We start from the raw sequence: 24,504 nt of genomic DNA on the forward strand, positions 1-24,504 counted from the left end.
CCCTGGCAGCTCCGTCGCCGGCGCGGACTGGTGTCGCCAGCGACCGTGCCGTCTCGCCCGCGCGCGCCCGGCACTGCCCGACCTCCACACCGGCCTCAACACCGTTATCCCGTCTCGGCCGCGCGCGGCCGGCACCGCCAGCGCTCGCCCGGCACTGCCAGGGTTCGCCCGGCACTGCCAGGGTTCGCCCGGCCATTAGCGTGCCAGGAACAGGCAGGCCGTCATCGCCCAGCACAGGGCGATGACGAGGCCGTCGCGCAGCCGCCAGCGGACCTCGACGAGCTCTGTCCGCGTCGGGTAGGCGCCGAAGGCCCGTGAGTCCATGGACGTGGAGATGCGCTCGGCGTGCCTGATGGAGGAGATGACCAGCGGCACGAGTGAGGCGAACCAGCGCAGGATCGGGCTCAGGACAGGCACCGTCCCGCCGGCCCCGCGCAGCGCGCGCGACTGGCGCAGGATCCTGAAGTCGTCGCCGAAGCGGCGCAGGAAGGAGACGCTGGCGATGCCGGCGGCAGCCACGCGATAGGGCATCCGGCACTGCACCGTCAGCGCGGCAATGAACTCCCTGGCGCTGACGCCCAGGCCGGTGATCAGGGCTGCGGCTACGCTCGAGCCGATGATGATGCCGCTGCCCTTGTCAATGTGGGAGAGCGGGTGAACGTCTCCCGAGTGCGTGGCGACTGTCCGCAACGAGCCGACGGACAGGAGCAGGGTGATCGCCCACATGGTCGCTACCAGGCCAGTCTTGTGCCTGGTCGTGCGCCCGAGGGCGAGGGCTGCCAGCGTCGCCGCGACGAGGGTCGCGATGGACGCTGAGAGCGACCTGACCACCAGGAGGGCCACGATGAAGGGAATCAGCCCCACCAGCAGGGTGAAGGGGTGCAGGTATCCGTCGTCCTGCTCGACCTGCGTCGGGAGGTCCTTCGCCTGGGGCTCGGGCAGGACCACGATCTTGGTGGCGTACCTGCGAGCCGCGTCGATGTCGTGAGTGGCCATGACGACGGTCTGACCGCTGTGCTGACGCTCCTGGATGAATCCGAGCAGCTCGGTGGCGTTGGCCTCGTCCTGCCCGTAGGTCGGTTCGTCCAGCAGCAGGACCGGGCGCTGGCTACCGCTGACCGTCGCCACCGACAGGCGGCGGGCCTCCCCGCCTGACAGGGTCATCGGGTGCTTGGCGCGGTACTCGCTGAGCCGGAAGTGGCCGAGCAGCTCCTCGACTCCCTGCGTCCCGTGACTGACGGCGACCTCGCGGGCGACGGTGGTGGAGACGAACTGGTGCTCAGGGTTCTGGTAGACGTAGTCGGCCAGGTGGCGGCCCTTGCGGACCCTGTGACCTCCGACGCGGATCGTTCCGCGGGACCTGAGGGTCCCGACGAGGGCGCGCAGCAGGGACGACTTTCCGCTCCCGTTGGTGCCGACGACGGCGACGAGCTCTCCGGCGCCGACCGAGAGACTGACCTCGGGGCAGCGCCCGTCGACGCTGACGGCGTCCAGGCTGAGGACCGGCTCGTCCGAGCCGAGGGCCTCGACCTGCGTCCACTCCTGGCCGTCTCGCTGGAGGTATCCGACGGCGGAGGGATCCTTCAGGGCCGGTAGCGCGGTCTGGCGGGGTTCGTCCCTGTAGGCGCTGGGCAGCCAGACCCCAGCGGCCTTGAGCTCCTCGCGGTGGCCGCCGAAGACCTCCTCGGGGCTGCCCGTGGCCAGTACTGCGCCGTCGGCGTCCAGGCAGAGGACAGCGTCGAGGTTCTGGACGATCGGGTCGAGGTCGTGGTCGATGACCACGACGCCCGTCCCGGACCCGCACAGGGGGCGCAGCATCTCGTAGAAGGCCTGCGTCCCGGCCGGGTCGATCATCGAGGTCGGCTCGTCCAGGATGAGCACCTCAGGGCGCATCGCGATGGCACAGGCCAGGGAGAGTCGCTGGCGCTGCCCGCCCGACAGCCGCCACGGGTCCCAGCCGGCGCGCTCCGCCAGGCCTACCGCCGCCAGCGCCTGACCGACCCTGGTCTCGATCTCCTCGGGGGCCAGCCGCAGGTTCTGTAGACCGAAGGCGACCTCGTTGAAAATGGTCTGGGTGACCACGGAGGCGTCCGGGTTCTGCCCGACGTAGGCGATCACGGGGCCGATCTGCGCCGGGCCCAGGTCCGCCATCTCGCTGCCGTTCAGCAGGACGTTGCCTCGGTAGACCGAGGGGATGGAGTGGGGGATGAGGCCGCACAGGGCCCGGACGAGGGTGGACTTGCCGCAGCCGGAGGGGCCGACGACGGCGGTCAGGCGCCCGGCGAACTGGGAGAAGTCGATTCCGCCGAGCACCCAAGAGCTTGATCCGGTGTACTGCACCTGCAGCTCGCGGGTCTCGACCAGTGGGCGGTCCTTGGGCGCGGGAGAGGGACTCAGGGCGTCTGTTTGTGGGAGCGGTGTTGTCATCACAGTGTCCTTTGCAAGGGGGCAGGCGCGTCAACCGGGGCCGGCGGTGCGAGAAGGAGAGCACCGTCGGCCCCGGGGCACGCGCAGGGACCAGGGTCTAGGCGTTATCCTTCTGACCGACGCCTGCCTTGAGCGCGGCCCGGCCGATCACCATGCAGAGCGCGCCGCCGACCAGGGCGGAGCACACGGCGACGACGATCAGGACCGGTCCGTTCTCCACCCCCTGCATCGCGAAGGCGGTCATGCAGCCGTTGAGGAGACCAAAGACGAAGGAGCTGAGGGTGAAGCTCCACCAGGTCCACTTGCGGTAGAGCATGAGCGCCAGCGGCGCCTCGATGAAGACGGCGCCCAGCACGTTGCCGACGATCGAGGCCGGGCCCTGCGGGGAGGTGAAGGCGCAGATGATGCCCATGATGAGGCCAGCCAGGACGCACGCACCCGGGCGGCGCACGATGACGGCGGGCAGCAGGTAGGGGATGGTCCACAGGCCCATGCACGAGCACATGATCAGCATGCCCCTCTGAGTGGTAATCCCGATGGCGAAGGTCATGTAGGTCAGCGGGACGACGATCAGTGAGCCGACCACGGCCAGCGCGGCCACGGTCATGAGGTTGCGGGTGCCCAGGACGGAATTGTTCAGCCGGGAGCGGCTGGATCCCTTCACGGTGGCGGTATCGGTCGTGGGTAGTGTCTTAGTCATGTGAGCTCCTTGTGCGGGTCGTAGGTGTTCTAGTGGGATGAGACCAGCGCCCAGCCGGCGGCCTCCTGCCGCCTGGTCCAGAAGCGCTTGTAGGGGCCGTCCTGGGCGACGAGCTCGGCGTGGGTGCCCACCTGGGCGACCCTGCCGTCGTCGTCGAGGGCGACGATCTGGTCCGCCGCGACGATGGTCTCGAGCTTGTGGGCGACGACGATGAGCGTGGCGTCCTCACGCAGCTTCTCCATCGAGGCGACGATGTTCTGCTCGTTCTCGGCGTCCAGGGCGCTGGTGGCCTCGTCGAACAGGACGATTGGGGCGCGCTTGAGGAGGGCGCGGGCGATTGAGACGCGCTGGCGCTCACCACCGGACAGCGCTCGACCGCCCTCGCCGACCTTGGTCTGCCAGCCCAGGGGCAGGCGCTCGACGATCTCGTCGACGCCGGCCAGCCGTGCTGCCTCGGCCAGGTCCGCCTCGGAGGCGTCCGGGCGGGCGAGGCGGATATTGGCTTCGAGGGTCTCGTCGAAGAGGTAGACGTCCTGGAAGACCATGGAGAGCTGACTCATGAGATCGGTGGTGGCGGCCTGGCGGACGTCGACCCCGCCCAGGAGGATCTCGCCGTCGTCGACGTCGTAGAAGCGGGAGATCAGGCGCAGCAGCGTGGTCTTGCCGGAGCCGGAGGGCCCGACGATCGCGCACATCGAGCGCGGGGCGACCTCGAAGGAGACGCCCTGGATCACGGGGTTGTCCTTGTCGTAGGAGAAGTCAACCTCGTGCAGCGCCACGGAGCCGGTGGTCACCAGCGGCTCGGGCTGGTCGGTCTCAGGGAGCTCCTCGGCCTCAAGCAGCTCCTCGACGGTGTTGAGCAGCACGCGTCGATCGTCCATGCCGGTCAGGCTGTTCATGACGGTCGTCAACTCGTTGCTGAACGAGAGGGAGAGCCCCAGGGTGGCGATGGTCTCGATCAGGCCCATTGAGCCGCTGACGGTCAAGGTCGCGATGACCGAGACCATGATGAGCACGCAGCCCTGAACGAAGCCGCCGCCGATCACCTGGGCCAGGGTCTCAAGCCACAGGCTCTTCTTTCGGGCGGCGTTGGCTTGGTCCATCGCCTCGGTGAGCTCCTCGTAGCGTTCGACCGCGCCGGCGGCGCGCAGCGCGCCCTGGCACTGGGCGAACTCGACCACGCGCATCGCGCTCTCCTTCTCCACCGGGTCGACCATGCGGTGCCCCTTGCTGTTCAGGAGTCGGATGGCCAGCAGACCCAGGACGACCAGCGGGGCGGAGAAGGTGAGGGCCAGGCCGATCCGGGCGTCCCAGATCCAGCAGCCGACGATGATGGTGGCGCAGCTGAACAGGCTCAGGTAGAGCCGGGACAGGAAGTGAGCGATCGCCTCGCCCAGCGAGAGCATCTCCTGGGTGACCATGCGGGACAGGCCCGAGCCGGAGTCTCGGTCGAACCAGCCGAGCGGCAGGCGCGAGACCTTCTCGCCGACGGCGTTGTGCATGTCCTCCAAGGCGCCCAGGGACCCCTTGTAGCTGATCTTCTGGCCGATGAAGTCGACCGTGGAGCCGACCACGGCGGTGCAGGCCAGGACGATCAACCAGGGCCCGAGCCCGAGCCCGAGGAAGGGCTCGCCGGTGGACAGCACCATCGACAGCGGCAGCAGCGAGAGGTAGGCCAGGCCGTTGATCACGCCGACGACGCAGCTGATCCGGGTGCCTTGGCGGAGGTAGCCCCAGGAGTGCGCCTCCATGAGCCTGGGGAAGCGCGGGGTCATGAGGTCGTAGCGGTGGTCAGTCATTGTGCCCCTCCTCAGGGTTGCGGGGAGTGCCGGCGTGCGCGGTCCCCACGGCGCTCTGGGCGAGCAGCAGTGAGTAGTGCGGATCGTCCTTGAGCTCCTCGTGGCTTCCGACAGCGCGAACCTCGCCGTGCTCCAGGACGACGATCTGGTCGGCCCCGACGATCACCGCCGGGCGGTGGGCGATCACGATGACCGTCCGGCCCTCGGCCAGGCGGGTGAGGGCCTCCTGGATCTCTGCCTCGGACTCGGGGTCCACCATCGCGGTCGCCTCGTCCAGGACGAGGACGGGGGCGTTGCGCAGCAGGGCCCGGGCGATCGCGATGCGCTGGGCCTGGCCGCCGGAGACGTGGGTCTCCCTGCCGATGACAGTGTCGTAGCCCGAGGGCAGCGTCTCGATGAAGTCGTGGATGTTAGCGGACCTGGCGGCGGCCACGATCTCCTCGTCGGTGGCCTCCGGCCGAGCCAGGGCGATGTTCTTGCGTACGGAGGTGGTGAGCAGCTGGGCGTCCTGCAGGACGAAGGAGACCTGGGAGTAGAGGGTCTTCTCATCGATGTCGCGCAGGTCGACCCCGCCCAGGGCCACCGTTCCCGAGCTCGGGTCCATGAAGCGGGCCAGCAGCGCGCCGAGCGTCGACTTGCCGGAGCCGGACGGGCCGAGCAGCGCAGTGACGGTGCCCTCGCGGAAGGTGAGCGTCACGTTCCTCAGGGCGGTGACCGCACGTTCGCCCTCGCCGTAGACGTAGCTGACGCCCGAGACCTCGATGGTCGAGTCCTTGGGCTGCTTGGGGTTCTCCGGCTGGGGGAGCACCTCGAGGTCGAGCATCTCGCACAGGCGCACGGCCGCAGAGCCGGCGAGCTGGTAGGACCACTGGATCCCGGCGACGATGTTCATCACGCTGGGGATCGCCAAGGCGATCAGGGTGGTGCAGATGAGCTCAGGCAGGGTCACGATCCCGGCGTTGATCATGAGCGAGCCGACGCCGAAGTTCACCGCCAGGATCACCGGGACGCACACCCAGGCGGCGGCGAGGCAGGAGACGTTGAGCAGCGGCATGCACCAGGCTTGGTAGAAGGTGTTGAATTCCTTGGCTGCTCTGGCGTAGGCGGCGTGGGAGCGCCCGGTCTGACCGAAGGTCTTGACCACGGCGATGCCGGAGGCGAACTCGAGCATCGTGGAGGAGACCTTGGCCAGCTTGCTGTCCATCTCGGCGGTCTTGGCTGGCATGGAGCGCAGCATGATCGAGTAGGTGAGCACGTAGAGCGGGACCGTCGCCACCGCGAGCAGGCCCAGGCGCCAGTCGAGGTAGATGGCGTAGCCGAACATGAGAACCGGTGTGGCGACCGCGTTGAGGATGTCCACGGGTGCGTGGGCGATCACGGTGTGAACCGTGGTGGTGTCGTCCTGAACCGCCTTGCGGACCCGGCCGGAGGTGGCTTCGGTGAACCAGCCCAGCGGCGCCTTGGCAAAGCGGGCCAGAAGGTCGCGGCGGGTCTGGTCGCGCAGCCTGAGGTCGACGAAGTGCGTGACCGTCAGGCTGAGCAGCATGAAGAAGATTCTGGTGAAGAAGGCGCCGATGAAGACGTTGATGATGAGCTTGATGCGGGCGGCGTCCAGCGGGGAACCGCCCTGGTAGTGCTCCAGGAGGGTGTCACCCAGCGCTACCAGCGCCACGTAGGGGGCGATGGAGAAGGCAACGCTGATGAGCATCAGGATCTGGGCGATGGCCAGGCGGCCCCTGATGGGCCTCTGGAGCCTGGAGATGGCTGCCTGGCCTCGCTTGTGCTTGTCCATCAGCTGACCATCGGTTGTCTGCGGTGGTGCAGTCTCGGCTGGGACCGATCCGTCCGCGAGCTTCCTCGGCATATGAGACGCCTCCAGTAACTATCAGGTTAGCCTTACCTAAGTGTACGCTAAGAGGTGTTGATCTAGAAATCAAGGTGATAGCATTAATCGGCTAAGCCTTTTACTGTCGGTCCGGTAAGCGGCCGACGGCGCATGAGGACTAGGCTGCTCTCGTCTCGCTCGCCTGGGCGCCCGTCCCTGCTCTCACGGGTAGCGTGGGCGTCCTGCCCCCCCCGCGAGGACCTGAAACAAGGTGGGGGTGGCTGAGGTCTCTGTCAACAGGAAAGGCTGGTGGGCCTGTGTCGCTCACTGCCGAGGAAAGAGCTCGGAACGCCAAGGAGATGCGTGCCGCCCGAGAGCAGATCGACCTGTCGGACGACGTCCTGGTGGATCGACTGGGTTACACCACGCAGTACCTGCAGCAGGTCCTGGACGTTGACGGCTCTCCGCTCGACGTGTGGCGGACCCGGGACCTGCTCGCCGCCCTCGCTGAGCACCGGGGCCAGACACCTCCCGTCTTCACTGTGATGACTGAGTGCATGCGTCCCAGGGCTCAGCAGTGGTTTGGACGATGGGACCTGCCGGACATCGACGACCTCTAGACCCTGGCGACCGTCAGGCCAGGGTGACGGTGGCAGCGGCCGGTAGCGCTCCGCCGTCGGCCATCGCGCCCCGGACAGGACCCCTCCCGGACGTGGACTACTCCTGGGAGAGGATCTCGCGACAGGCATGCTCCATCTCCTGCACAAGAGACAGCCGCGAGTGGATCTCGTTGTAGATCGCGTCCTCGGAGAGGATGGAGTAGCTTCCCTCGCCGGAGGGGAAGGAGTCGATCTCCTCGTGGTCTGTGCTCCACTGGGTGTCGTAGTAGCCGACGAGCTCGGCCAGGCGCTCCTGCATGCGGGGGAGTGCCTCGAGGATGGCGCTGAGCTCGGCGTTGTCCCGTTCCACGCGTGCGTAGAGCGCCTGGAAGTGTGACAGCCGTGCCTGTGTGCCTGCGTCCATGCGTTCCCATCCGATCAGGTCGACGACGAGTGCGTGATGCTGTGAAGCGCCGGCGCTCTGAGACGGCGTCGTGCTGCATCGGCCCGGGCCGGCACCTGGTTGGTTGGGCCGCGCCGCAGGGGCAGCGTACAGCCGCCTTCCTGCCTGCCCCATGTTGTCAGGCGCGGCTGCACGCCATAGGTTCGTGGTCATGACACCACACGGGCAGGGCCCTGCTGCTGCCGTGACCTCCGCCGACCAGGCACCTCCCCTCGTCGTCCACGCCCGTGACCTTCGCGTGGGCCGTGGCGGGAACACGATCCTGCGTGGCCTCGACCTGGACCTGCGCCGAGGCTCCGTCACTGGCCTGCTCGGCCCCTCAGGCTGCGGCAAGACCACGCTCATGCGCAGCCTCGTTGGTGTCCAGCGCTACGACGGCGAGCTCCGGGTTCTCGGGCACCGTCCCGGCTCGCCAGCGACGCGCGGCCGGGTGGGCTACATGGCGCAGGGCACCGCGGTCTACACCGACCTCACAGCACGCCAGAACCTGGCCTACTTCGCCTCGCTCGCCGGCTCCCGCTCCCGCGCGGTGGGGGAGGTCCTGGACACCGTGGGGCTGGCTGACATCGCCGACCGCCCGGTCTCGACCTACTCGGGTGGGCAGGCCGGTCGCGTGAGCCTGGCCTGTGCCCTGGTGGGCGCCCCCGACCTCCTGGTCCTCGACGAACCGACGGTCGGTCTCGATCCGGTGACCCGCGAGGAGCTGTGGACCGCCTTCCACGACGTCGCCGCGGCGGGCACGACGATCCTCGTCTCCAGCCACGTCATGGACGAGGCCTTCCGCTGTGACAGCGTCGTGCTCATGCGTGACGGCAGGCTCCTGGCCCGCGCCACTGCTGAGCAGCTGCTGGAGTCCACGGGTGCCGCGACGCTGGACCAGGCCTTCCTCACCCTGGTCCGACGGTTCGGTGACGACGGCGCGAACGGTTGCCTCGACGCCGCCGCGCAGGGCTTCGCCGTCGGCCCCCTTGCGCACGGGGTTGGCGACGACGGCGGACGTGCTGCCGTGACGGCACCGGTGCCACAGGAGGATCAGTCATGAGGCTGCGCACCTATCTCGCCATCACCCGCCGGGTTCTCGCCCAGCTCGCCGCGGACCGACGCACCGTCGGGCTCATTGTGGTGGTCCCCTCGGTCCTGGCGACCCTGCTCTACTTCGTCTACCTCGACTACCCGGGCGGTGAGCGACTGTTCAACCGGGTGGCCGTCACGATGGTCGCGATCCTGCCGATGCTCGTGATGTTCCTGGTCACCAGCGTCGCCATGCTGCGGGAACGACGCTCAGGCACCCTGGAGAGGCTGTGGACCACGCCCCTGCACCGCGCCGACCTGCTGCTGGGCTACGGCACGGCCTTCACCCTGGCCGCCACGGTGCAGTCCCTTGTCCTGGCGGCCGTGTGCGGCTGGCTGCTGGACGTCGAGCTGGCCGGGTCCTGGGGCTGGCTGGTGCTGGTCGGTCTCCTCGACGCCTTCGTGGGGGTGGCGCTGGGCCTGTTCACCTCGGCCTTCGCCTCCTCGGAGTTCCAGGCGGTCCAGCTCATGCCGGTCGTCGTCGCACCGCAGGTCTTCCTGTGCGGCCTGCTGGTCCCGCGCGGCCAGCTGCCGGGGGTGCTGGAGGCGGTCGGCGACTGGCTGCCCATGAGCTGGGCGGCTGACCTGGCTGCGCACCTGGCGACGGCCCCCGACATGCCCTGGCAGACGGGCCGCAATCTGCTGTGGCTGGCGCTGGTAGGGCTGGCCCTGCTCGTCGTGGCCGCACGAACGATGCCCCGAGCCACGCGCTGATAAGCCGGCAGGCCCGCAGGCCCGGAAGTGTCCGGCGTCGTGGCGCCCAGAGGGCGCGCCACGAGTCCCTTCGCCCATCCCTGGGCCTGCTGTCGTAGGCCGGTAGCCCTGATCCGGTGAGCTAGGATCGGCCCCACCATGACCGGTTCCGCTACTTACCTCGGTGGGTAGTCCAGGGCCGGTCCTCGTCTTACCTGTCGGGTAGGGCTGGCATGAGGCGGAGCCAACTCCCCTCTCAGGCGAGCTCTTCGTCGAAGAAGTCGTCGTCGATCTCGTAGAGAGTGAACTCGCGGGTCTTGTGGACCGCGACGCCGTAGGCGAGCATGAGCGAGGTCAGCCTGAGGCCGTCGATCAGGATGATCCTGCCGTGCCGGTAGCCCTCGGCCGTATGCACTGCGCCCGGCTGGAAGGACGAGGTCGTGATGAAGACGCCGAGGCTCGCGCCCTGGGTGTCCAGGGACCCGATGAAATTGCGGATCTCGGGCTCGCCGACCTTGTTGGTGTCGGCGTAACGCTTGGCCTGGATGTAGATGTTCGTCAGGCCCAGAGCGTCCTGGCGGATGACGCCGTCGATACCGCCGTCGCCCGAGCGCCCCACGTGCTGCTTCTCGCCGTGGGTGCCGCCGTAGCCCATCGCCCACAGCACGTCAATGACGGCGCGCTCAAAGAACTCGGGAGACGCCTCCTGGAGCCGCTTGCGCAGGCTCGTCTCCGTCTGGGCGTTGAACGCACGCTCACCGGCGGCGAGGACCTCGACCGGATCCGCTGCGGCGTCGTCGTCCGTCTCGGCGACGCCGTCGCCGTGCTGCTGGATCTTGCGCTGGGTGATCTCGTCCTGGTACGCGCGCCACACCGGCCACTCGAGCATGTCCTTCTCGGAGTACTCCGGCAGGGAGCGCTGGTCGACGGCGCGCCCGTTCTCAGTGATGCGGTATCGGCCGCGCCGTGGACGCTCCAGGAGCCCGGTCACTGTCAGGCCGGAGCACGCCCAGTTGACGCGGTTGACGTAGCGGGACTGGCCTGAGGCGATCCGCTCCTCACGCGTCGCCTGACAGGCCGAGGAGAGTCGCAGCCTGCTCGCACACGTCTCGAAAATCGCGTTCCTGCCCGTCTGCGAGGACCCGGAGCACCGCGGGGCGGAACCGGTCGGTTGTCGGTGTGCGGTCGGTCGTAGCCACTGTCTCGCTCACGTTCTCTGCGTTGAGGTCTTTCCTCAACCCTATCGGTACCGCCGCGATCCCGGCCCGGCTCGCGGCCATCCGCACCGGATACGGATAGGATCGGGCGCGATGACGAATCCGCCCATCGAAGTAGCCGATCCTTCGGCGATCACCTCAGCACCTGCCACGACACGCGAACCTCACGCCGACGACACGCGCAGCCTCGTCCTGCCCGCGGACTTGCCGCCCGTCCAGCTGCTGGGCGCGCGCGACGAGGTCCTGCGCGCGATCGAGAAGGGCTTCCCCGACGTCGGCCTGCACGTGCGAGGCAACACCGTGAGCGTGACTGGCGAGGCCTCCCGCGTGGACATGGTGGTGCTGCTCGTCTCCGAGCTCATCGACGTCGCTCGCGCCGGGACGCCGCTGACGGCCGACGCCGTCGAGCGCGCCATCGGTCTGCTCGACGCCGCCGCTCGCCCCACCGAGGTCCTGACCGACGACGTGCTCACGACGCACGGCAAGTCGATCCGCCCCAAGTCGCTCGGTCAGAAGGCCTACACCGACGCCATCGCCAGCTCCACGATCACCTTCGGGATCGGCCCGGCCGGAACCGGCAAGACCTACCTCGCTATGGCCCGGGCCGTGGACGCCCTGGCCAAGCGGCAGGTCTCGCGCATCATCCTCACCCGCCCGGCCGTGGAGGCGGGGGAGAACCTCGGCTTCCTGCCCGGATCGCTGACGGACAAGATCGACCCCTACCTGCGGCCCCTCTACGACGCCCTGCACGACATGCTCGAGCCGGACGCCCTGCCGCGGCTCATGGCCGCGGGCACGATCGAGGTGGCCCCGCTGGCCTATATGCGCGGGCGCACGCTCAACGACGCCTTCGTCATCCTCGACGAGGCCCAGAACACCAGCCCCGAGCAGATGAAGATGTTCCTCACCCGTCTGGGCTTCGGCTCCAAGATGGTGGTGACCGGGGACGTCTCGCAGATCGACCTGCCCGGCGGGCGCCCCTCCGGCCTGCTCGTGGTGCGCAAGATCCTGGCCGGCGTGGACGGCATCAGCTTTTGCGAGCTGGGCAGCGCCGACGTCGTGCGCCACCGCCTGGTGGGCCGGATCATTGACGCCTACGCCCGTTACGACGCCGAGCGCGCCGCCCAGGCGGCCGCCACCCGGCCCACCGAGCAGGCCGCACCCTCGCTGACACGTGAGGACCGCCGTCGTCCCTCAGGCCGCACCTACCACCGACCCGCCAACGGGAGGACCCACGCATGACCACCGAGGTCAACAACGAGACTGACGTTGAGATCGACGGCGCGGAGTTCGCCGCCCTGGCCGACCACGTCCTGCGGGCCATGCACGTCAACCCCCAGGCCGAGCTCAACATCCTGTTCATTGATCCTGAGCCCATGGCCGAGCTCCACGTGCGCTGGCTGGACCTGCCCGGCCCCACTGACGTCATGAGCTTCCCCATGGACGAGCTGCGCCCGGGCACCGAGGACTCCGAGACGCCCGCCGGGACGCTCGGCGACATCGTGCTGTGCCCGCAGGTGGCGGCCAAGCAGGCGCTGGAGGCTGGCCACAGCGCGCCTGAGGAGATGCTGCTGCTGACCACCCACGGGATCCTCCACCTGCTGGGCTACGACCACGCCGAGGAGGAGGAGAAGAAGGAGATGTTCGCCCTCCAGCGCCAGCTGCTCCTGACCTTCCTGGCGGAGCGCGGCAAGTGAGCGGGACCCCGGCCGCTCTCCTCATCGTTGCCGCCGTGGCGGTGCTCGCCTGCGGCGCGTTGCTCAGCGCCGCCGAGGCTGCCCTGTCACGGATGACCCGTGCCGCCGCCGAGGACCTGGTTGAGGAGGGACGGCGCGGAGCCCAGCGTGTCCTCGCCCTGGCTGAGCGCCGCTCCCAGGTACTGGGCTCGGTCACGGCGGTGCGTGTGGCGGTGGACATGCTGGCTGCCGTCCTGCTCACCTTGGCCGTGGCCGGGCTGGTCAGCCGCTGGTGGCTGGTGCTCATCATCGCCGTCGGCCTGAACGCCGTGCTCCTGGGGCTCGTCGTCGGGCTCTCTCCGCGCTCGGCCGGCCGGCGCAACCCGGCCGGGGTCCTGCTGGCGCTGGCCGGCCCTCTGGAGAAGGTCGACGCCGTCGGCCGGCCGTGGCGCTGGCTGGAGAACCACTACGGACGCTCATCCACCCTCACCGATGCCGAGGCCCGCGCGGAGGTGACCGAGGACCTACGCGAGATGATCGACGAGATCGGCGAGGCCGAGACCATCGAGGACGAGGATCGGCAGATGCTGCGCAGCGTCGTCGAGCTCGGCCAGACCCTCGTGCGCGAGGTGATGGTCCCGCGCACGGACATGGTGACCATCGACGCGGACAAACCGGTCTCGGCCGCCATGCGCCTGTTCATCAAGTCCGGCTTCTCTCGCGTGCCCGTGATCGGCCAGGACGCCGACGACGTGCGCGGCGTGGTCTATCTCAAGGACCTCCTGCGCCGCCTGGACGCCCAGCCCGAGTACGCCCAGCGCGAGGTCGTCACCTGCATGCGTGAGGCGGTCTACGTCCCTGAGACCAAGCTCGCCGACGACCTGCTGCGTGAGATGCAGACCGACTCGGTCCACATGGCCCTGGCCGTCGACGAGTACGGCGGTACGGCCGGGCTGGTCACCATGGAGGACCTCCTGGAGGAGGTCGTGGGTGACATGACTGACGAGCACGATCACGCCGAGCCCGAGGTCGAGGACCTGGGCGACGGCGTCTACCGGGTCCCGGCGCGCCTGAGCCTGGACGAGCTCGGAGAGCTCTTCGGCCTGGAGATCGACGACGACGACGTCGACACCGCCGGAGGTCTGCTCACCAAGGCCATCGGCCGGGTCCCGCTGCCAGGCGCCAGCGGCGAGGTCCAGGGCCTCCACCTCGTGGCTGACCAGGCCACCGGCCGGCGCCGCCAGGTCACCAGCCTTCTTGTCTCTGCCAGCAGGCCGGATACGGCCCAGACCACCTCAAAGGACACTCATGACTGACGCCCCCTTCCGCTTCCCCTCCGACGAGGAGCTCATGGCCGGCCCCAACGCCCTGGAGGAGCCCGACGAGGTCGCCGCCGACGACGCCCTGCCCGCCTTGGCACGCGCCGAGATCGTGGTCCCGGACTTCCCCGAGGACTTCCGGGCCGGCTTCGCCTGCCTGGTGGGCCGTCCCAACGCGGGCAAGTCCACGCTCACCAACGCCCTGGTCGGCTCCAAGGTGGCCATCACCTCTGGCCGTCCCCAGACCACCCGGCACAACGTGCGCGGCGTGGTCCACCGCGAGGACGCCCAGCTGGTGCTCGTCGACACCCCCGGCCTCCACCGCCCCAAGACCCTGCTGGGCAAGCGGCTCAACGACCTGGTGCGCGAGACGCTCACGGACGTCGACGTCGTCGCCTTCTGCATCCCGGCCAACGAGAAGATCGGCCCGGGTGACCGCTTCATCGCCCGGGACCTGGAGCAGGTGCGTGCGCCGATCGTCGCCGTGGTCACCAAGGCGGACACCGTCAGCCGCCAGGCCCTGGCCGCCCAGCTGCTGGCCGTCAACGAACTGGGGGACTGGGCGGACATCGTGCCGGTCTCGGCTGTCTCCGGCGAGCAGGTCGACGTCGTGGCCGACGTCCTGATGGGACACCTGCCGCCCTCGCCGCCGCTGTACCCCACCGGGGAGGTCACCGACGAGCCCCAGGCCGTCATGATCGGTGAGCTCGTGCGCGAGGCCGCCCTGGAGTCCGTGCGTGACGAGCTGCCCCACTCCCTGGCTGTCGTCGTCGACGAGATCCTCGACCCTCGCACCGACCGCACCGGATCGCGTGTCAAGGGCGCCGGCGAGCGACTGCAGGTGCGGGTGAGCCTCGTGGTGGAGCGTGACTCTCAGAAGGCCATCATGATCGGCAAGGGTGGCTCGCGCCTGAAGGAGATCGGCGTGCGCGCCCGCGCGGGCATCGAGGAGCTGATCGGCCGCAAAGTCTACCTTGACCTGCACGTACGCACCTCCAAGGACTGGCAGTCGGATCCCAAGGCCCTGGCCAAGCTCGGTTTCTAGAGGCCGGCCGTGGCGAACGACCTGCTGACAGCGCAGGAGCTGCGCTCCGGCTGGACCTGGATCAAGGCCTTCCCACGACGCGCCTGGCATCTGCTCCTTGGTCTGTGGCGCCAGGAACGGCGTCGCCTGCTCGTCATGGCTGCCGGCGTGCTCGTGGCCGTGATCGTGCTGGCGGCCCTGGGGACCGGCGGCGCGGAGATCTGGGACATCACCACCACCCTGGCCCTGGGGGCGGTGGTCCTGGCCGTCTCACGTGACCACCGCACCATCGGCGCCGTCATCGTCACCTGCCTGGCCCTGTCCCTGGTAGGGACTCTGGCCGGACCACGCTGGTCCCCGGTGGCGGTCAAGGACTCCCTCGTGCCCTCCACGACGGACACGCGTATCGGCGGGGACGTGGAGACGGCCCCCGTGGGCAGCTACGAGGTGGCCACGAGCCAGGTCACGATCACCCAGGCCGACGGCGAGGAGGTCCCGGCGCTGCTGCGTCGGCCCGTCGGGGTGGACGAGCCGACGCCGGGCGTGGTCTTCCTCCATGGCGCGGGCACGCACACCCAGGCCGGTTTCGCCGAGCAGGCCGAGGCCCTGGCCTCAGCCGGGGCCACCACGCTGGTGCCCAACAAGCCCACGGAGAACTACAGCCTGACCGAGCGTGACTATGTCTCGATGGCGGCCGACTACGAGCAGTCGCTGGTCTACCTGCGGGGCCTGGACGGCGTGGACTCGGGCCGCGTTGGCGTCTACGCCGAGTCAGAAGGCGGCTACCCCGGCGTCATCCTGGCCGGTACCGACCCGCAGGTGGCCTTCCTCGTCCTGGCCAGCGCCCCGGTGGTCATGATCCGCCAGCAGGCCACCTACGCCGCCGGCTCCTACCTCAAGCGTGTGGGCGTGCCTGACGCCCTGCTTGACGCCGCCGCGCGGCTGCTGGGCAGCCGCGAGCTGCCCCGCGGAGCCTTCGACTACGCCGACTTCGACGCCCGCCCCTACGAGGAGAAGATCACCGCGCCGGTGCTCATGCTCTACGGCACGGGTGACTCCTCGATGCCGCTGGTCCAGGGTCCGGCCACGATCTGGGACTCGATCCGCAAGGCCGGCAACACCCAGCTCACCGTGCGCTACTACGACGGCGCCAACCACGGGCTCAAGCTCGGTACGACGACGGACGGCCCGCTCGCGCCAGGCGTGGCCCGGGACCTGTCGCGGTGGGTCACTGGCCTGCCGGCCACAGCCAGCGCGGCGCCGGCGGTGGCCGGGGCGACGCCGGTGCAGGACTTCTGGGCGCAGGCCCCTGGGCCTGCCCGGTGGTACGCCTCGGGCGACCTCATGCTCGGCACCCTCATCGCGGGAGTGGCGCTGCTGGCGGCAGCCGGGGCCGGCTGGGTGATCGGGCAGCTGCCGCGACTGCGGGGCAGGCGGGGCCTGCACCTGCCGGACCCGATCGGACGCTGGTCGGGGGCGCTGGCCCTGTCCGTACTGGCCGCCTGGGTGCTGTACCTGGCGTATATCGGTCTGGTAGCCCGGCTGGCCCTGTCCTACTCCTCCAACCCGTTCATCTCCTACGGGGGCTGGTTCGTGGCCCAGATGGTGGCTTGGGTGAGCGTCATCCTCCTGGTCAAGCTCTCCGGGCGGATCTGGCTCATGCGCGGCCACGTGCGCCGAGGGAGGCGGAACGAGGGCCGGTGGCTGACTCTTCCTGCAGCCGCGGTCCTGTGCGCAGCGCTCGCCGGTACCCTGGTCCTGCTGGTGGACCTGGCCTACTGGGGCCTGTTTCCGTTGCTGTCGTGAGCCTGGTGATCTTGCGGCCCCATTCGCCTGCGCCCAAGGTCCTAGGTGCGGCACACTGAGGAGGTCTACGTCACTTCGACCGGCAAGGAGGCCGCGCGTATGCCGACCACGCTCCCAGACCCCTCGTCTTCCCTCCCCACCCCCGCACGTGTCTGCCCCGACCACCTGTGGGAGCTCGGTCGTCGCGCCGTCGAGCGCGCCCGCCGCTGGGCCGAGGAGTCCGCGCACGAGCCGACGCCCCGCACCGCGGAGATCCTCTCGCGGGTCCTGGCTGACCCCGATGGGCTGGAGTTCACCACCCGCTTCGTCGACGACGTCGTGCGCCCGGTTGACCTGGACGTCGCCTCGGCAGCCTTCACCCGCTTAGCCGCTGGACGTACCTCGTTCCTGCCCGGGCCCCTGGCCGCGGCGATGGGACTGGGCGGAACGGCCTCGCGCCTGGCGCCGCGCACGGTCACCGCCGTGGCCCGGCGCACCTTCCGGGAGATCGTGGGGGACCTTGTGGTCGACGCCACCGAGCGCAGCCTGGGACCCGCGCTCGCGCGCCTGCGCCGGGGCGGCAACCGCCTCAACGTCAACCTGCTGGGTGAGGCCGTCCTGGGGGAGAAGGAGGCCGAGCGTCGTCTGGCTGAGGTCTCGCGCCTGGTGACCCGCGAGGACGTCGACTACGTCTCGATCAAGGTCTCGGCGGTCACCGGCCCGCACAATCCCTGGGGCCATGAGGAGGTCGTCGCCCACGGGGTGGAGGCACTCAGCCCTCTGTACCGGCTGGCTCGTGACCACGGCACCTTCCTGAACCTGGATATGGAGGACTACAAGGACCTGGACCTGACCATCGAGGTCTTCACCTCGATCCTGGACCAGGAGGACATGCGCGGCTACGAGGCCGGGATCGTCCTGCAGGCCTACCTGCCTGACTCTCTGGGAGCGATGCAGCGCCTGCAGAAGTGGGCCGCTGAGCGCGTGGACGCGGGAGGTTCACGCGTCAAGGTGCGCATCGTCAAGGGCGCCAACCTGTCCATGGAGAAGGTCGACGCCGAGATCCACGGCTGGGAGCTGACCACCTGGCCCTCCAAGCAGGCCACGGACACCAACTACAAGCGGATGCTCGACTGGGCGATGACGCCTGAGCGTACCCGCAACATCCGCCTGGGTGTGGCCGGGCAGAACCTCTTTGACATCGCCTTTGCCTTCGAGATGCGCGCCGCGCGCGGCCTGCAGAACGGCGACGCCGTCGAGTTCGAGATGCTCTCTGGCATGGCCACTGACCTGCAGACCGTGGTGCGCCGCGATACCGGGCACCTCCTGCTGTACGTGCCGGTGGTCCACCCCGATGAGTTCGACGTGGCCATCTCCTACCTCGTGCGCCGCCTGGAGGAGAACGCCGCCCCGGACAACTTCATGTCCGGTGTCTTCGACATCGCCACCAGCCAGGAGGTCTTTGACCGCGAGCGCGATCGCTTCCTCGCCGCCCTGGCGGACGTCGACCCCTCGGCTCCGGTACCGGTGCCCAACCGCCGTCAGGACCGGCTGGCGCAGGCTGCGGCTGGCCTGGACGAGCCGCAGGGGAGCGTGGCCGAGCAGGCCCGGCGTCCCTTCACCAGCGAGCCGGACTCTGACCCTGCCCTGGCCGCCAACCGCCAGTGGGCCCGCCAGATCGCCGCCGCCGTGCCGACCTCACGTCGTGGAGCGGAGGCCGTGGCCGCCAGCGAGCAGCGCCTGAGGACGCCGGAGGCTGCCGAGGAGCTGCTGGCTGGCCTGGCTGGCGCGAGCGCCTCCTGGCGTGAGCGTGGCTATGAGGAGCGTGCCGCCATCCTGCACCGGGTGGGAGACGTGCTGGCCTGCCGGCGTGGTGAGCTCATCGAGGTCGCTGCCAGCGAGGCGGGCAAGACGATCGACCAGGCCGACCCCGAGGTCAGTGAGGCCATCGACTTCTGCCACCACTACGCCACCATGAGCCTGCGTCTGGCCGATGAGAAGGAGATGGTCGGCTCGCGCCTGGAGCCGGTGGAGGTCACGGTCGTCGCTTCGCCCTGGAACTTCCCGCTGGCCATCCCCACCGGGGGAGTGGCCGCGGCTCTGGCTACCGGCAGCGCCGTCGTCCTCAAGCCGGCTCCTCCGGCCAGGCGCTGCGCGGCTGAGCTCGTGCGGGCCTTCCACGACGCCGGTGTTCCTGAGGAGGTCCTGGCCCTGGCCGCCGTCGAGGACGGTGAGGTCTCACGCCAGCTCATCGTCTCCGAGCGCGTGGGCCGGGTCATCCTCACCGGGTCCTATGACACGGCCCGGCTCTTCCGTTCCTGGAAGCCGGACCTGCACCTGCTGGGGGAGACCAGCGGCAAGAACGCCATCATCGTCACCTCCTCGGCCGACCCTGACCTGGCCGTGCGTGACGTGGTGTCCTCCGCCTTCGCCCACGCGGGGCAGAAGTGCTCGGCCTCCTCCCTGCTCATCCTCGTCGGCTCCGCAGGGCGCTCCGAGCGCATCGCCCGCCAGCTCGTGGACGCCACCGCCTCCCTGCGGGTCAAGGCACCCGAGCACCTGGACGCCCAGGTGGGGCCCGTCGTCGTGCCCGATGACCCCAAGGCGCTGCGAGGACTGACCACGCTGAGCCGCGGTGAGCACTGGGTGCTGCGGCCCCAGCACCTGGGCGGAGGGCTGTGGCGTCCGGGCATCCGTGCGGGCGTCACCCCGGGCAGCGAGTACCACCGCACCGAGTACTTTGCCCCGGTGCTCGGCGTCATGCGGGTGGAGACCCTCCAGGAGGCGATCGACGCCGTCAACGCCGTCGACTACGGACTCACCTCCGGCCTGCAGACCATGGACGCTGGCGAGCTGGCGACCTGGCTGGAGCAGGTCGAGGCCGGCAACCTGTACGTCAACCGTGGGATCACCGGCGCGATCGTGCGCCGTCAGCCCTTCGGGGGATGGAAGCGCTCGGCGATCGGCTCGACCACCAAGGCCGGTGGACCCAGCTACCTGCTGGGCCTGGGCGAGGTGGTCCGCGACCGCACGCCGCAGGCGCCCTCCGACTCCCACCTGCGCGAGAACATGCACGCCGGGGCCCTGGCCCTCTACGACGCCGTGCGCACTCACCTGGGACGCGAGGAGGCCGCCTTCCTGCACGCAGGGCTGGCCGCGGACGCCGCAGCCTGGCAGGAGACCTACGCACGCAACCTGGACGTGACGGGACTGGCCTGTGAGCGCAACGTCCTGCGCTACCGCCCGGCCGCCGTCACCGTGCGTGCCGAGGCCGGCACGCCGGAGGCCGACCTCGTGCGTGTCCTGGCGGCGGGCATGGTCGCCGGCGCCGGGATTGAGCTCAGCGTGGCCCAGGAGCCCAGTGACGAGCTGGCGGAGGCCCTGCGCTCGTGGATGCGCGTGCGGGTGGAGCAGACCTCGGCTTGGGAGCTGCGCCTGGCGGACAAGGCGGCTTCGGGTGACCTGGATCTGCGGGTGCGAGTGATCGGCCCGCGTGAGCAGACCAGCCAGGAGCGCTGGCGTGAGGCGAGCCGCGTGACCAAGGGCAGTCCCGACGTCGCCCTGTACACCGGTGAGGTCACGGCCAACCCGCACACCGAGCTGCTGCCCTTCCTGCGTGAGCAGGCCGTGGCGGTGACGGCGCACCGCTTCGGCACGCCGCTCGACTTGGCGGCCGGGCTGCTCTAGCGCCGTCGGGACCGTGGTTTTCCGTGCGGGACCGGTACCTACGCTGTCCGTAGGGGACGGTCCCGCACGGAAAACCACGGTCTCGATGACGAGGCAGGCGTCCACTCTGCGGCACATTCCAGCGTCGAGGACGCCAGGGGAGTACCGTCACAGCCATGCGCGCGACCAGCAGCCTCCTGCTTAGCCGCCGCGGCGGGGCCTGACCAGGCCGGCACCCCGACCGCGGCTTACCTGTGTTGCCGGCCTCCCCAGCCTTACCCACACAGGAGTCCTCCGATGCGTACCGCCCGCCCCGCACCCCAGCAGCCTTCTGGCATGCCCTTTGCCAAGTACCGGCCCTTCCGGGACACCGTGGTCACGGACCTTCCGGACCGGACCTGGCCCACCAAGCACCTGACCAGCGCCCCACGCTGGCTGTCGACGGACCTGCGTGACGGCAACCAGTCCCTCATCGAGCCGATGGGCCCGGCTGCCAAGCGCGCGGTGTTCGACATGCTCGTGCGCATGGGCTTCAAGGAGATCGAGATCGGCTTCCCGGCCGCCTCTCAGACGGACTACGACTTTGTGCGCTCCCTGGTGGATGAGGACGCGATCCCCGAGGACGTGACGATCTCTGTTCTCACCCAGTCGCGCAGCGACCTCATCGACCGCACCCTGGACGCCTGCGTGGGTATCCCGCGCGCCACCGTCCACCTCTACAACGCCTTGTCTCCTCTGTTCCGTGAGGTCGTCTTCCGCATGGGCAAGGACGAGATCCGTGACCTCGCCGTCGAGGGCACGCGCCAGGTGATGGCCCGGGCGGAGAAGGTCCTCACCGAGGACACGATCTTCGGCTTCGAGTACTCCCCGGAGATCTTCGTGGACACCGAGCGTGAGTACACCTTGGAGGTCTGCGAGGCCGTCATGGAGGTCTGGCAGCCGGAGGCTGACCGCGAGATCATCCTCAACCTGCCGGCCACCGTCGAGCGCGCCACCCCCAACGTCTACGCCGACCAGATCGAGTGGGTCTCGCGCCACCTGTCCCACCGTGAGGCCGTGTGCCTGTCCCTGCACAACCACAACGACCGTGGCTCGGGCGTGGCTGCCGCCGAGCTGGGCCTGCTGGCCGGTGCCGAGCGCGTGGAGGGCTGCCTGTTCGGCCACGGCGAGCGCACCGGCAACGTGGACCTGGTCACCCTCGCCCTCAACCTGTTCAGCCAGGGCGTGGACCCCATGCTCGACCTGTCGAATATCGACGAGATCCGTCGTACCGTCGAGCACGCCACCGGCATGGACGTGCCCCCGCGCACCCCGTACGCCGGCGAGCTGGTCTACACCTCCTTCTCTGGATCCCACCAGGACGCCATTAAGAAGGGCTTCGCCGCTCGTGCCACGCAGGTAGCGGCCAAGCGCGAGGAGGGGATGGATGCCGAGGCTGCCGAGACCGCGGTGCCCTGGCACATGCCCTACCTGCCGATTGACCCTCACGACGTGGGGCGTTCCTACGAGGCCGTGGTCCGTGTCAACTCCCAGTCCGGCAAGGGTGGGGTCTCCTACCTGCTCGGCCAGACCCACAACCTCGACCTGCCCCGCCGCCTGCAGATCGAGTTCTCCCGGATCGTCCAGCGCCACACCGACACCTACGGTGGCGAGGTCGACGCCACGCGCCTGTGGACCCTGTTCACGGACGAGTACCTGCCGGCCAAGGCCGCGCCTGAGGCCGACCTGCCGACCTGGGGCCGCTATGAGCTCAAGGGTGCCACGCTGACCTCCTCCGGCGAGGAGGAGTCGATCCTGACCGTCACCCTGCGCGACGGCGGCGAGCGCCGCCTGCTCACCGCCTCGGGCAACGGCCCGCTGGACGCCTTCGTCTCCGCCCTGGAGCAGACGGGGGTGAGTGTGCGCATCCTCGACTACGCCGAGCACGCCCTGAGCGAGGGGCGTGACGCGCGAGCCGCCTCCTACGTCGAGGCTGAGGTCGGCGGGCAGGTCCTGTGGGGAGTGGGCATCGACCCCTCCATCGCGACCTCCTCCTTCAAGGCCGTCATCTCCGCCGTCAACCGCGCTCTGCGTTGAATCGCGTCAGCGACTGGGAGACGCACCCACGCAGGACCCGCTCGATCCTCGGCACGAGGACGTGCGGGTCCTGCTGCATCCCGGTGGCGAGCCAGTGCATGAGGTGCCCCAGGACGCACAGGGTGTAGTGGTCAATGATGAAGGCTCGGTCCTGCGGACTGAGGCCGCGGTCATGGTCGAGCTCGGCGACGATCACCACCATCATGGCGCGCAGCTGGCTGTGCAGGAAGCGCTCGAGGTCCTCGTGGCTGAGCGCCTGGATGGTCTGGTAGGTCTGGGCCTTGTGCTGGGCCATCCAGACCATGAGCAGCTCCAGGCCCTCGGCCCAGTGGTCGTAGCCGGCCGCGTCCATGACTCGGTGGGTGACCTCCTGCATGAAGGTCCACACGGCCAGGTCGTAGACGTCGGCGAAGTGGTAGTAGAAGGCCTGCCGGGTGATCCCGGTGGCCTGGGTGAGGCGACGGACCGTGACGCGATTGAGCGGCGTCGTCTCCAGCTCGTCCTTGAGCGCCTGGCCCAGGGCCAGGCGTGTGCGCGCGGCAGTGTCACTCACGGCTGCCAGCCTAACCAGGAAGGCCTTGACACTTCAGCCCAGGTGACAAGTGCGCGTGGTGGCGGCGCTGCCTAGCCTCACGGTGACAGGCAACCTCCTGACTCCCAATGACGTGAAAGGTGCTCGCCATGTTCCTGTACGCCGATATCGCCTGGTACTCCTGGGCCGCCTGGTTCGCGGTCCTGGCCGCCCTCATCGTGCTCAATGAGATCAGCCGCCGCTGGCGCGTGGCCGGCTGGCTGCTGTTCATCGCCCTGCCCGTGGCCCTGACGGTCTTCGTGTGGCCGCAGACCGCCGGGGCCGGCTCCTCCACCGGGACCTGGTTCCACTGGGTCAAGGTCTACTCCGCCCTGGCCGGCTGCCTGGGCTTCATGGCGCTGCGATACCGCCCACGCCTGGATTCCAACAAGTGGGCGCTGGCCTTTCCTCCTGCCATCCTGGCGATCAATATCGCTGAGGCCTGCATTCGTGACTTCCAGGTCGGGGCGATGGGCGCCAACGGCGTGGTGGACGGCGTGTTCATGGTCTCCGGCCCCTGGAACTGGATGAACGGTGTGGCGGGCCTGCTCAACCTGGTGACGATCTGCGGGTGGACCGGCATCTTCATCTCCAAGGCTCCCTCCAAGGACATGGTCTGGCCGGACATGCTGTGGTTCTGGGTCATCGCCTACGACCTGTGGAACTTCGCCTACGTCTACAACTGCGTGGGCGACCACTCCTTCTACGCCGGCGCCGCGCTGCTCATCTCCTGCACGATCCCGGCCTTCTTCATCAAGAAGGGCGTGTGGCTCCAGCACCGTGCCCACACGCTGGCCTTCTGGATGATGTTCACCATGGCAGTGCCGGCCTTCGTCACGGACTCCCGCTTCGCCGTCGAGGCCTCTCATGACCCGGCCGCGCTCATGACGGTCTCGGCCGTGGCCCTGGCTGCCAACGTGGCCGTGGCCGTCTACCAGCTGCGCACCATGGTCCGTGACCACCGCAGCCCGCTGGGCGAGGAGCTCTACACCGGGCACCGGGCCTACCGCGAGGTCGTGGAGGCCAACCGCTGACACGTCCGCTCAGGGCCGACGGCGCCGCCTGCCTGGCGGGGTGAGGCGGCGGCGCCGTCGTGGCACAGTGTCCCCGTGCCCAGCAAGCTCTACCGCGACGAGGCCATCGTCCTGCGGACCTACCGCCTCGGCGAGGCCGACCGCATCATCGTCATGCTCACCCGCGCCCACGGGCAGGTGCGCGCGGTGGCCAAGGGCGTGCGCAAGACAGGGTCGCGCTTCGGTGCGCGCCTGGAGCCTTTCTCCATGGTCGACGTCCAGCTCCACGCCGGGCGCAGCCTGGACGTGGTCACCCAGGTCGAGACCATCGAGCCCTTCTCCGCTCCCGTCTGCTCCGACTACGCCGTCTTCACCTGCGCCTCGACCATGGTCGAGACGGCCGAGCGGCTGACCGAGGACGACGGCGACCTGGGCACCACGGACTCGCCCCAGCAGTTCCTGCTGCTCTACGGGGCCCTCGCCGCCATGGCCAGGCGCCGGCACGCCCCGGGCCTGGTCCTGGACTCCTACCTGCTGCGCGCCCTGGCGCTGGCCGGCTGGGCGCCGTCGTGCTTTGACT

General features: G+C 69.4%; 19 protein-coding genes. 12 read left to right on the forward strand and 7 right to left on the reverse strand.

Going from position 1 to position 24,504, the window contains the following annotated elements; translation table 11 throughout:
* Positions 1-195: 195 nt before the first annotated feature.
* The 4 genes from HMPREF0058_RS09380 to HMPREF0058_RS09395 form a co-directional block, all read right to left on the reverse strand.
* Entirely contained in the window at positions 196-2,427 is a 2,232-nt protein-coding gene (locus HMPREF0058_RS09380; RefSeq protein ID WP_050765690.1) for an ATP-binding cassette domain-containing protein, read from the reverse strand.
* A 97-nt stretch (positions 2,428-2,524) separates the two neighbouring features.
* Positions 2,525-3,127, reverse strand: coding sequence for an ECF transporter S component (locus HMPREF0058_RS09385; RefSeq protein ID WP_006549547.1), 603 nt, complete (start codon positions 3,125-3,127; stop codon positions 2,525-2,527).
* A 29-nt stretch (positions 3,128-3,156) separates the two neighbouring features.
* Positions 3,157-4,926, reverse strand: a complete 1,770-nt coding sequence (locus HMPREF0058_RS09390) for an ABC transporter ATP-binding protein (protein WP_006549548.1) — start codon at positions 4,924-4,926, stop codon at positions 3,157-3,159.
* Positions 4,919-6,790, reverse strand: coding sequence for an ABC transporter ATP-binding protein (locus tag HMPREF0058_RS09395; RefSeq protein WP_006549549.1), 1,872 nt, complete (start codon positions 6,788-6,790; stop codon positions 4,919-4,921). Before HMPREF0058_RS09395 ends, HMPREF0058_RS09390 begins: the two co-directional genes overlap by 8 nt.
* Before the next feature lie 278 nt (positions 6,791-7,068).
* On the opposite strand from HMPREF0058_RS09395, the gene HMPREF0058_RS09400 reads away from it, so the two are divergent.
* Positions 7,069-7,371, forward strand: a complete 303-nt coding sequence (locus HMPREF0058_RS09400) for a DUF2316 family protein (RefSeq protein WP_269320459.1) — start codon at positions 7,069-7,071, stop codon at positions 7,369-7,371.
* A 97-nt stretch (positions 7,372-7,468) separates the two neighbouring features.
* On the opposite strand, the gene HMPREF0058_RS12840 is transcribed toward HMPREF0058_RS09400, so the two are convergent.
* Positions 7,469-7,774, reverse strand: coding sequence for a DUF4298 domain-containing protein (locus tag HMPREF0058_RS12840; RefSeq protein ID WP_006549551.1), 306 nt, complete (start codon positions 7,772-7,774; stop codon positions 7,469-7,471).
* Positions 7,775-7,964: 190 nt separating this feature from the next.
* Between HMPREF0058_RS12840 and HMPREF0058_RS09410 the strand changes: the two genes are divergently transcribed.
* Both HMPREF0058_RS09410 and HMPREF0058_RS09415 read left to right on the forward strand, forming a co-directional pair.
* A complete protein-coding gene (locus HMPREF0058_RS09410; protein WP_081449223.1) occupies positions 7,965-8,855 on the forward strand; it encodes an ABC transporter ATP-binding protein in 891 nt (296 codons plus the stop codon).
* A complete protein-coding gene (locus HMPREF0058_RS09415) occupies positions 8,852-9,598 on the forward strand; it encodes an ABC transporter permease (RefSeq protein ID WP_006549554.1) in 747 nt (248 codons plus the stop codon). The genes HMPREF0058_RS09410 and HMPREF0058_RS09415 overlap by 4 nt, the downstream gene beginning before the upstream one ends.
* Positions 9,599-9,833: 235 nt before the next feature.
* Here the strand turns inward: HMPREF0058_RS09415 and HMPREF0058_RS09420 are convergent, their stop codons facing one another.
* Positions 9,834-10,694, reverse strand: coding sequence for a restriction endonuclease (locus tag HMPREF0058_RS09420; RefSeq protein WP_081449224.1), 861 nt, complete (start codon positions 10,692-10,694; stop codon positions 9,834-9,836).
* Positions 10,695-10,887: 193 nt separating this feature from the next.
* Between HMPREF0058_RS09420 and HMPREF0058_RS09425 the strand changes: the two genes are divergently transcribed.
* The 7 genes from HMPREF0058_RS09425 (at position 10,888) to leuA (ending at position 22,340) form a co-directional block, all read left to right on the forward strand.
* Complete coding sequence (locus HMPREF0058_RS09425; protein ID WP_006549558.1) at positions 10,888-12,036, forward strand: PhoH family protein; 1,149 nt, start codon at positions 10,888-10,890, stop codon at positions 12,034-12,036.
* Complete coding sequence (ybeY, locus tag HMPREF0058_RS09430) at positions 12,033-12,491, forward strand: rRNA maturation RNase YbeY (RefSeq protein ID WP_006549559.1); 459 nt, start codon at positions 12,033-12,035, stop codon at positions 12,489-12,491. Before HMPREF0058_RS09425 ends, ybeY begins: the two co-directional genes overlap by 4 nt.
* Positions 12,488-13,786, forward strand: a complete 1,299-nt coding sequence (locus HMPREF0058_RS09435) for a hemolysin family protein (protein ID WP_006549560.1) — start codon at positions 12,488-12,490, stop codon at positions 13,784-13,786. The genes ybeY and HMPREF0058_RS09435 overlap by 4 nt, the downstream gene beginning before the upstream one ends.
* Complete coding sequence (gene era / locus HMPREF0058_RS09440; protein WP_006549561.1) at positions 13,779-14,834, forward strand: GTPase Era; 1,056 nt, start codon at positions 13,779-13,781, stop codon at positions 14,832-14,834. The genes HMPREF0058_RS09435 and era overlap by 8 nt, the downstream gene beginning before the upstream one ends.
* 9 nt (positions 14,835-14,843) lie before the next feature.
* Complete coding sequence (locus HMPREF0058_RS09445; protein WP_006549562.1) at positions 14,844-16,619, forward strand: alpha/beta hydrolase family protein; 1,776 nt, start codon at positions 14,844-14,846, stop codon at positions 16,617-16,619.
* Positions 16,620-16,718: 99 nt separating this feature from the next.
* Positions 16,719-20,285, forward strand: coding sequence for a bifunctional proline dehydrogenase/L-glutamate gamma-semialdehyde dehydrogenase (locus HMPREF0058_RS09450; protein WP_040319921.1), 3,567 nt, complete (start codon positions 16,719-16,721; stop codon positions 20,283-20,285).
* A 276-nt stretch (positions 20,286-20,561) separates the two neighbouring features.
* The gene (leuA, locus tag HMPREF0058_RS09455; protein WP_040319861.1) at positions 20,562-22,340 is read left to right on the forward strand and encodes a 2-isopropylmalate synthase; all 1,779 of its coding nucleotides are present in this window, start codon (positions 20,562-20,564) and stop codon (positions 22,338-22,340) included.
* On the opposite strand, the gene HMPREF0058_RS09460 is transcribed toward leuA, so the two are convergent.
* Positions 22,321-22,893 carry a TetR-like C-terminal domain-containing protein gene (locus tag HMPREF0058_RS09460; protein ID WP_006549565.1) on the reverse strand — a complete coding sequence of 191 codons (573 nt, stop codon included), beginning with the start codon at positions 22,891-22,893 and terminating at the stop codon, positions 22,321-22,323. The genes leuA and HMPREF0058_RS09460 overlap by 20 nt on opposite strands.
* A gap of 128 nt (positions 22,894-23,021) precedes the next feature.
* Here HMPREF0058_RS09460 and HMPREF0058_RS09465 point away from each other — a divergent pair, with 128 nt between their 5' ends.
* The gene (locus tag HMPREF0058_RS09465; RefSeq protein ID WP_006549566.1) at positions 23,022-23,945 is read left to right on the forward strand and encodes a DUF5692 family protein; all 924 of its coding nucleotides are present in this window, start codon (positions 23,022-23,024) and stop codon (positions 23,943-23,945) included.
* A gap of 75 nt (positions 23,946-24,020) precedes the next feature.
* A partial coding sequence (gene recO / locus HMPREF0058_RS09470; protein WP_006549567.1) for a DNA repair protein RecO occupies positions 24,021-24,504 on the forward strand: 484 nt, incomplete at its 3' end.

The organism is Actinomyces urogenitalis DSM 15434, from assembly GCF_000159035.1.
Lineage (GTDB): Bacteria > Actinomycetota > Actinomycetes > Actinomycetales > Actinomycetaceae > Actinomyces > Actinomyces urogenitalis.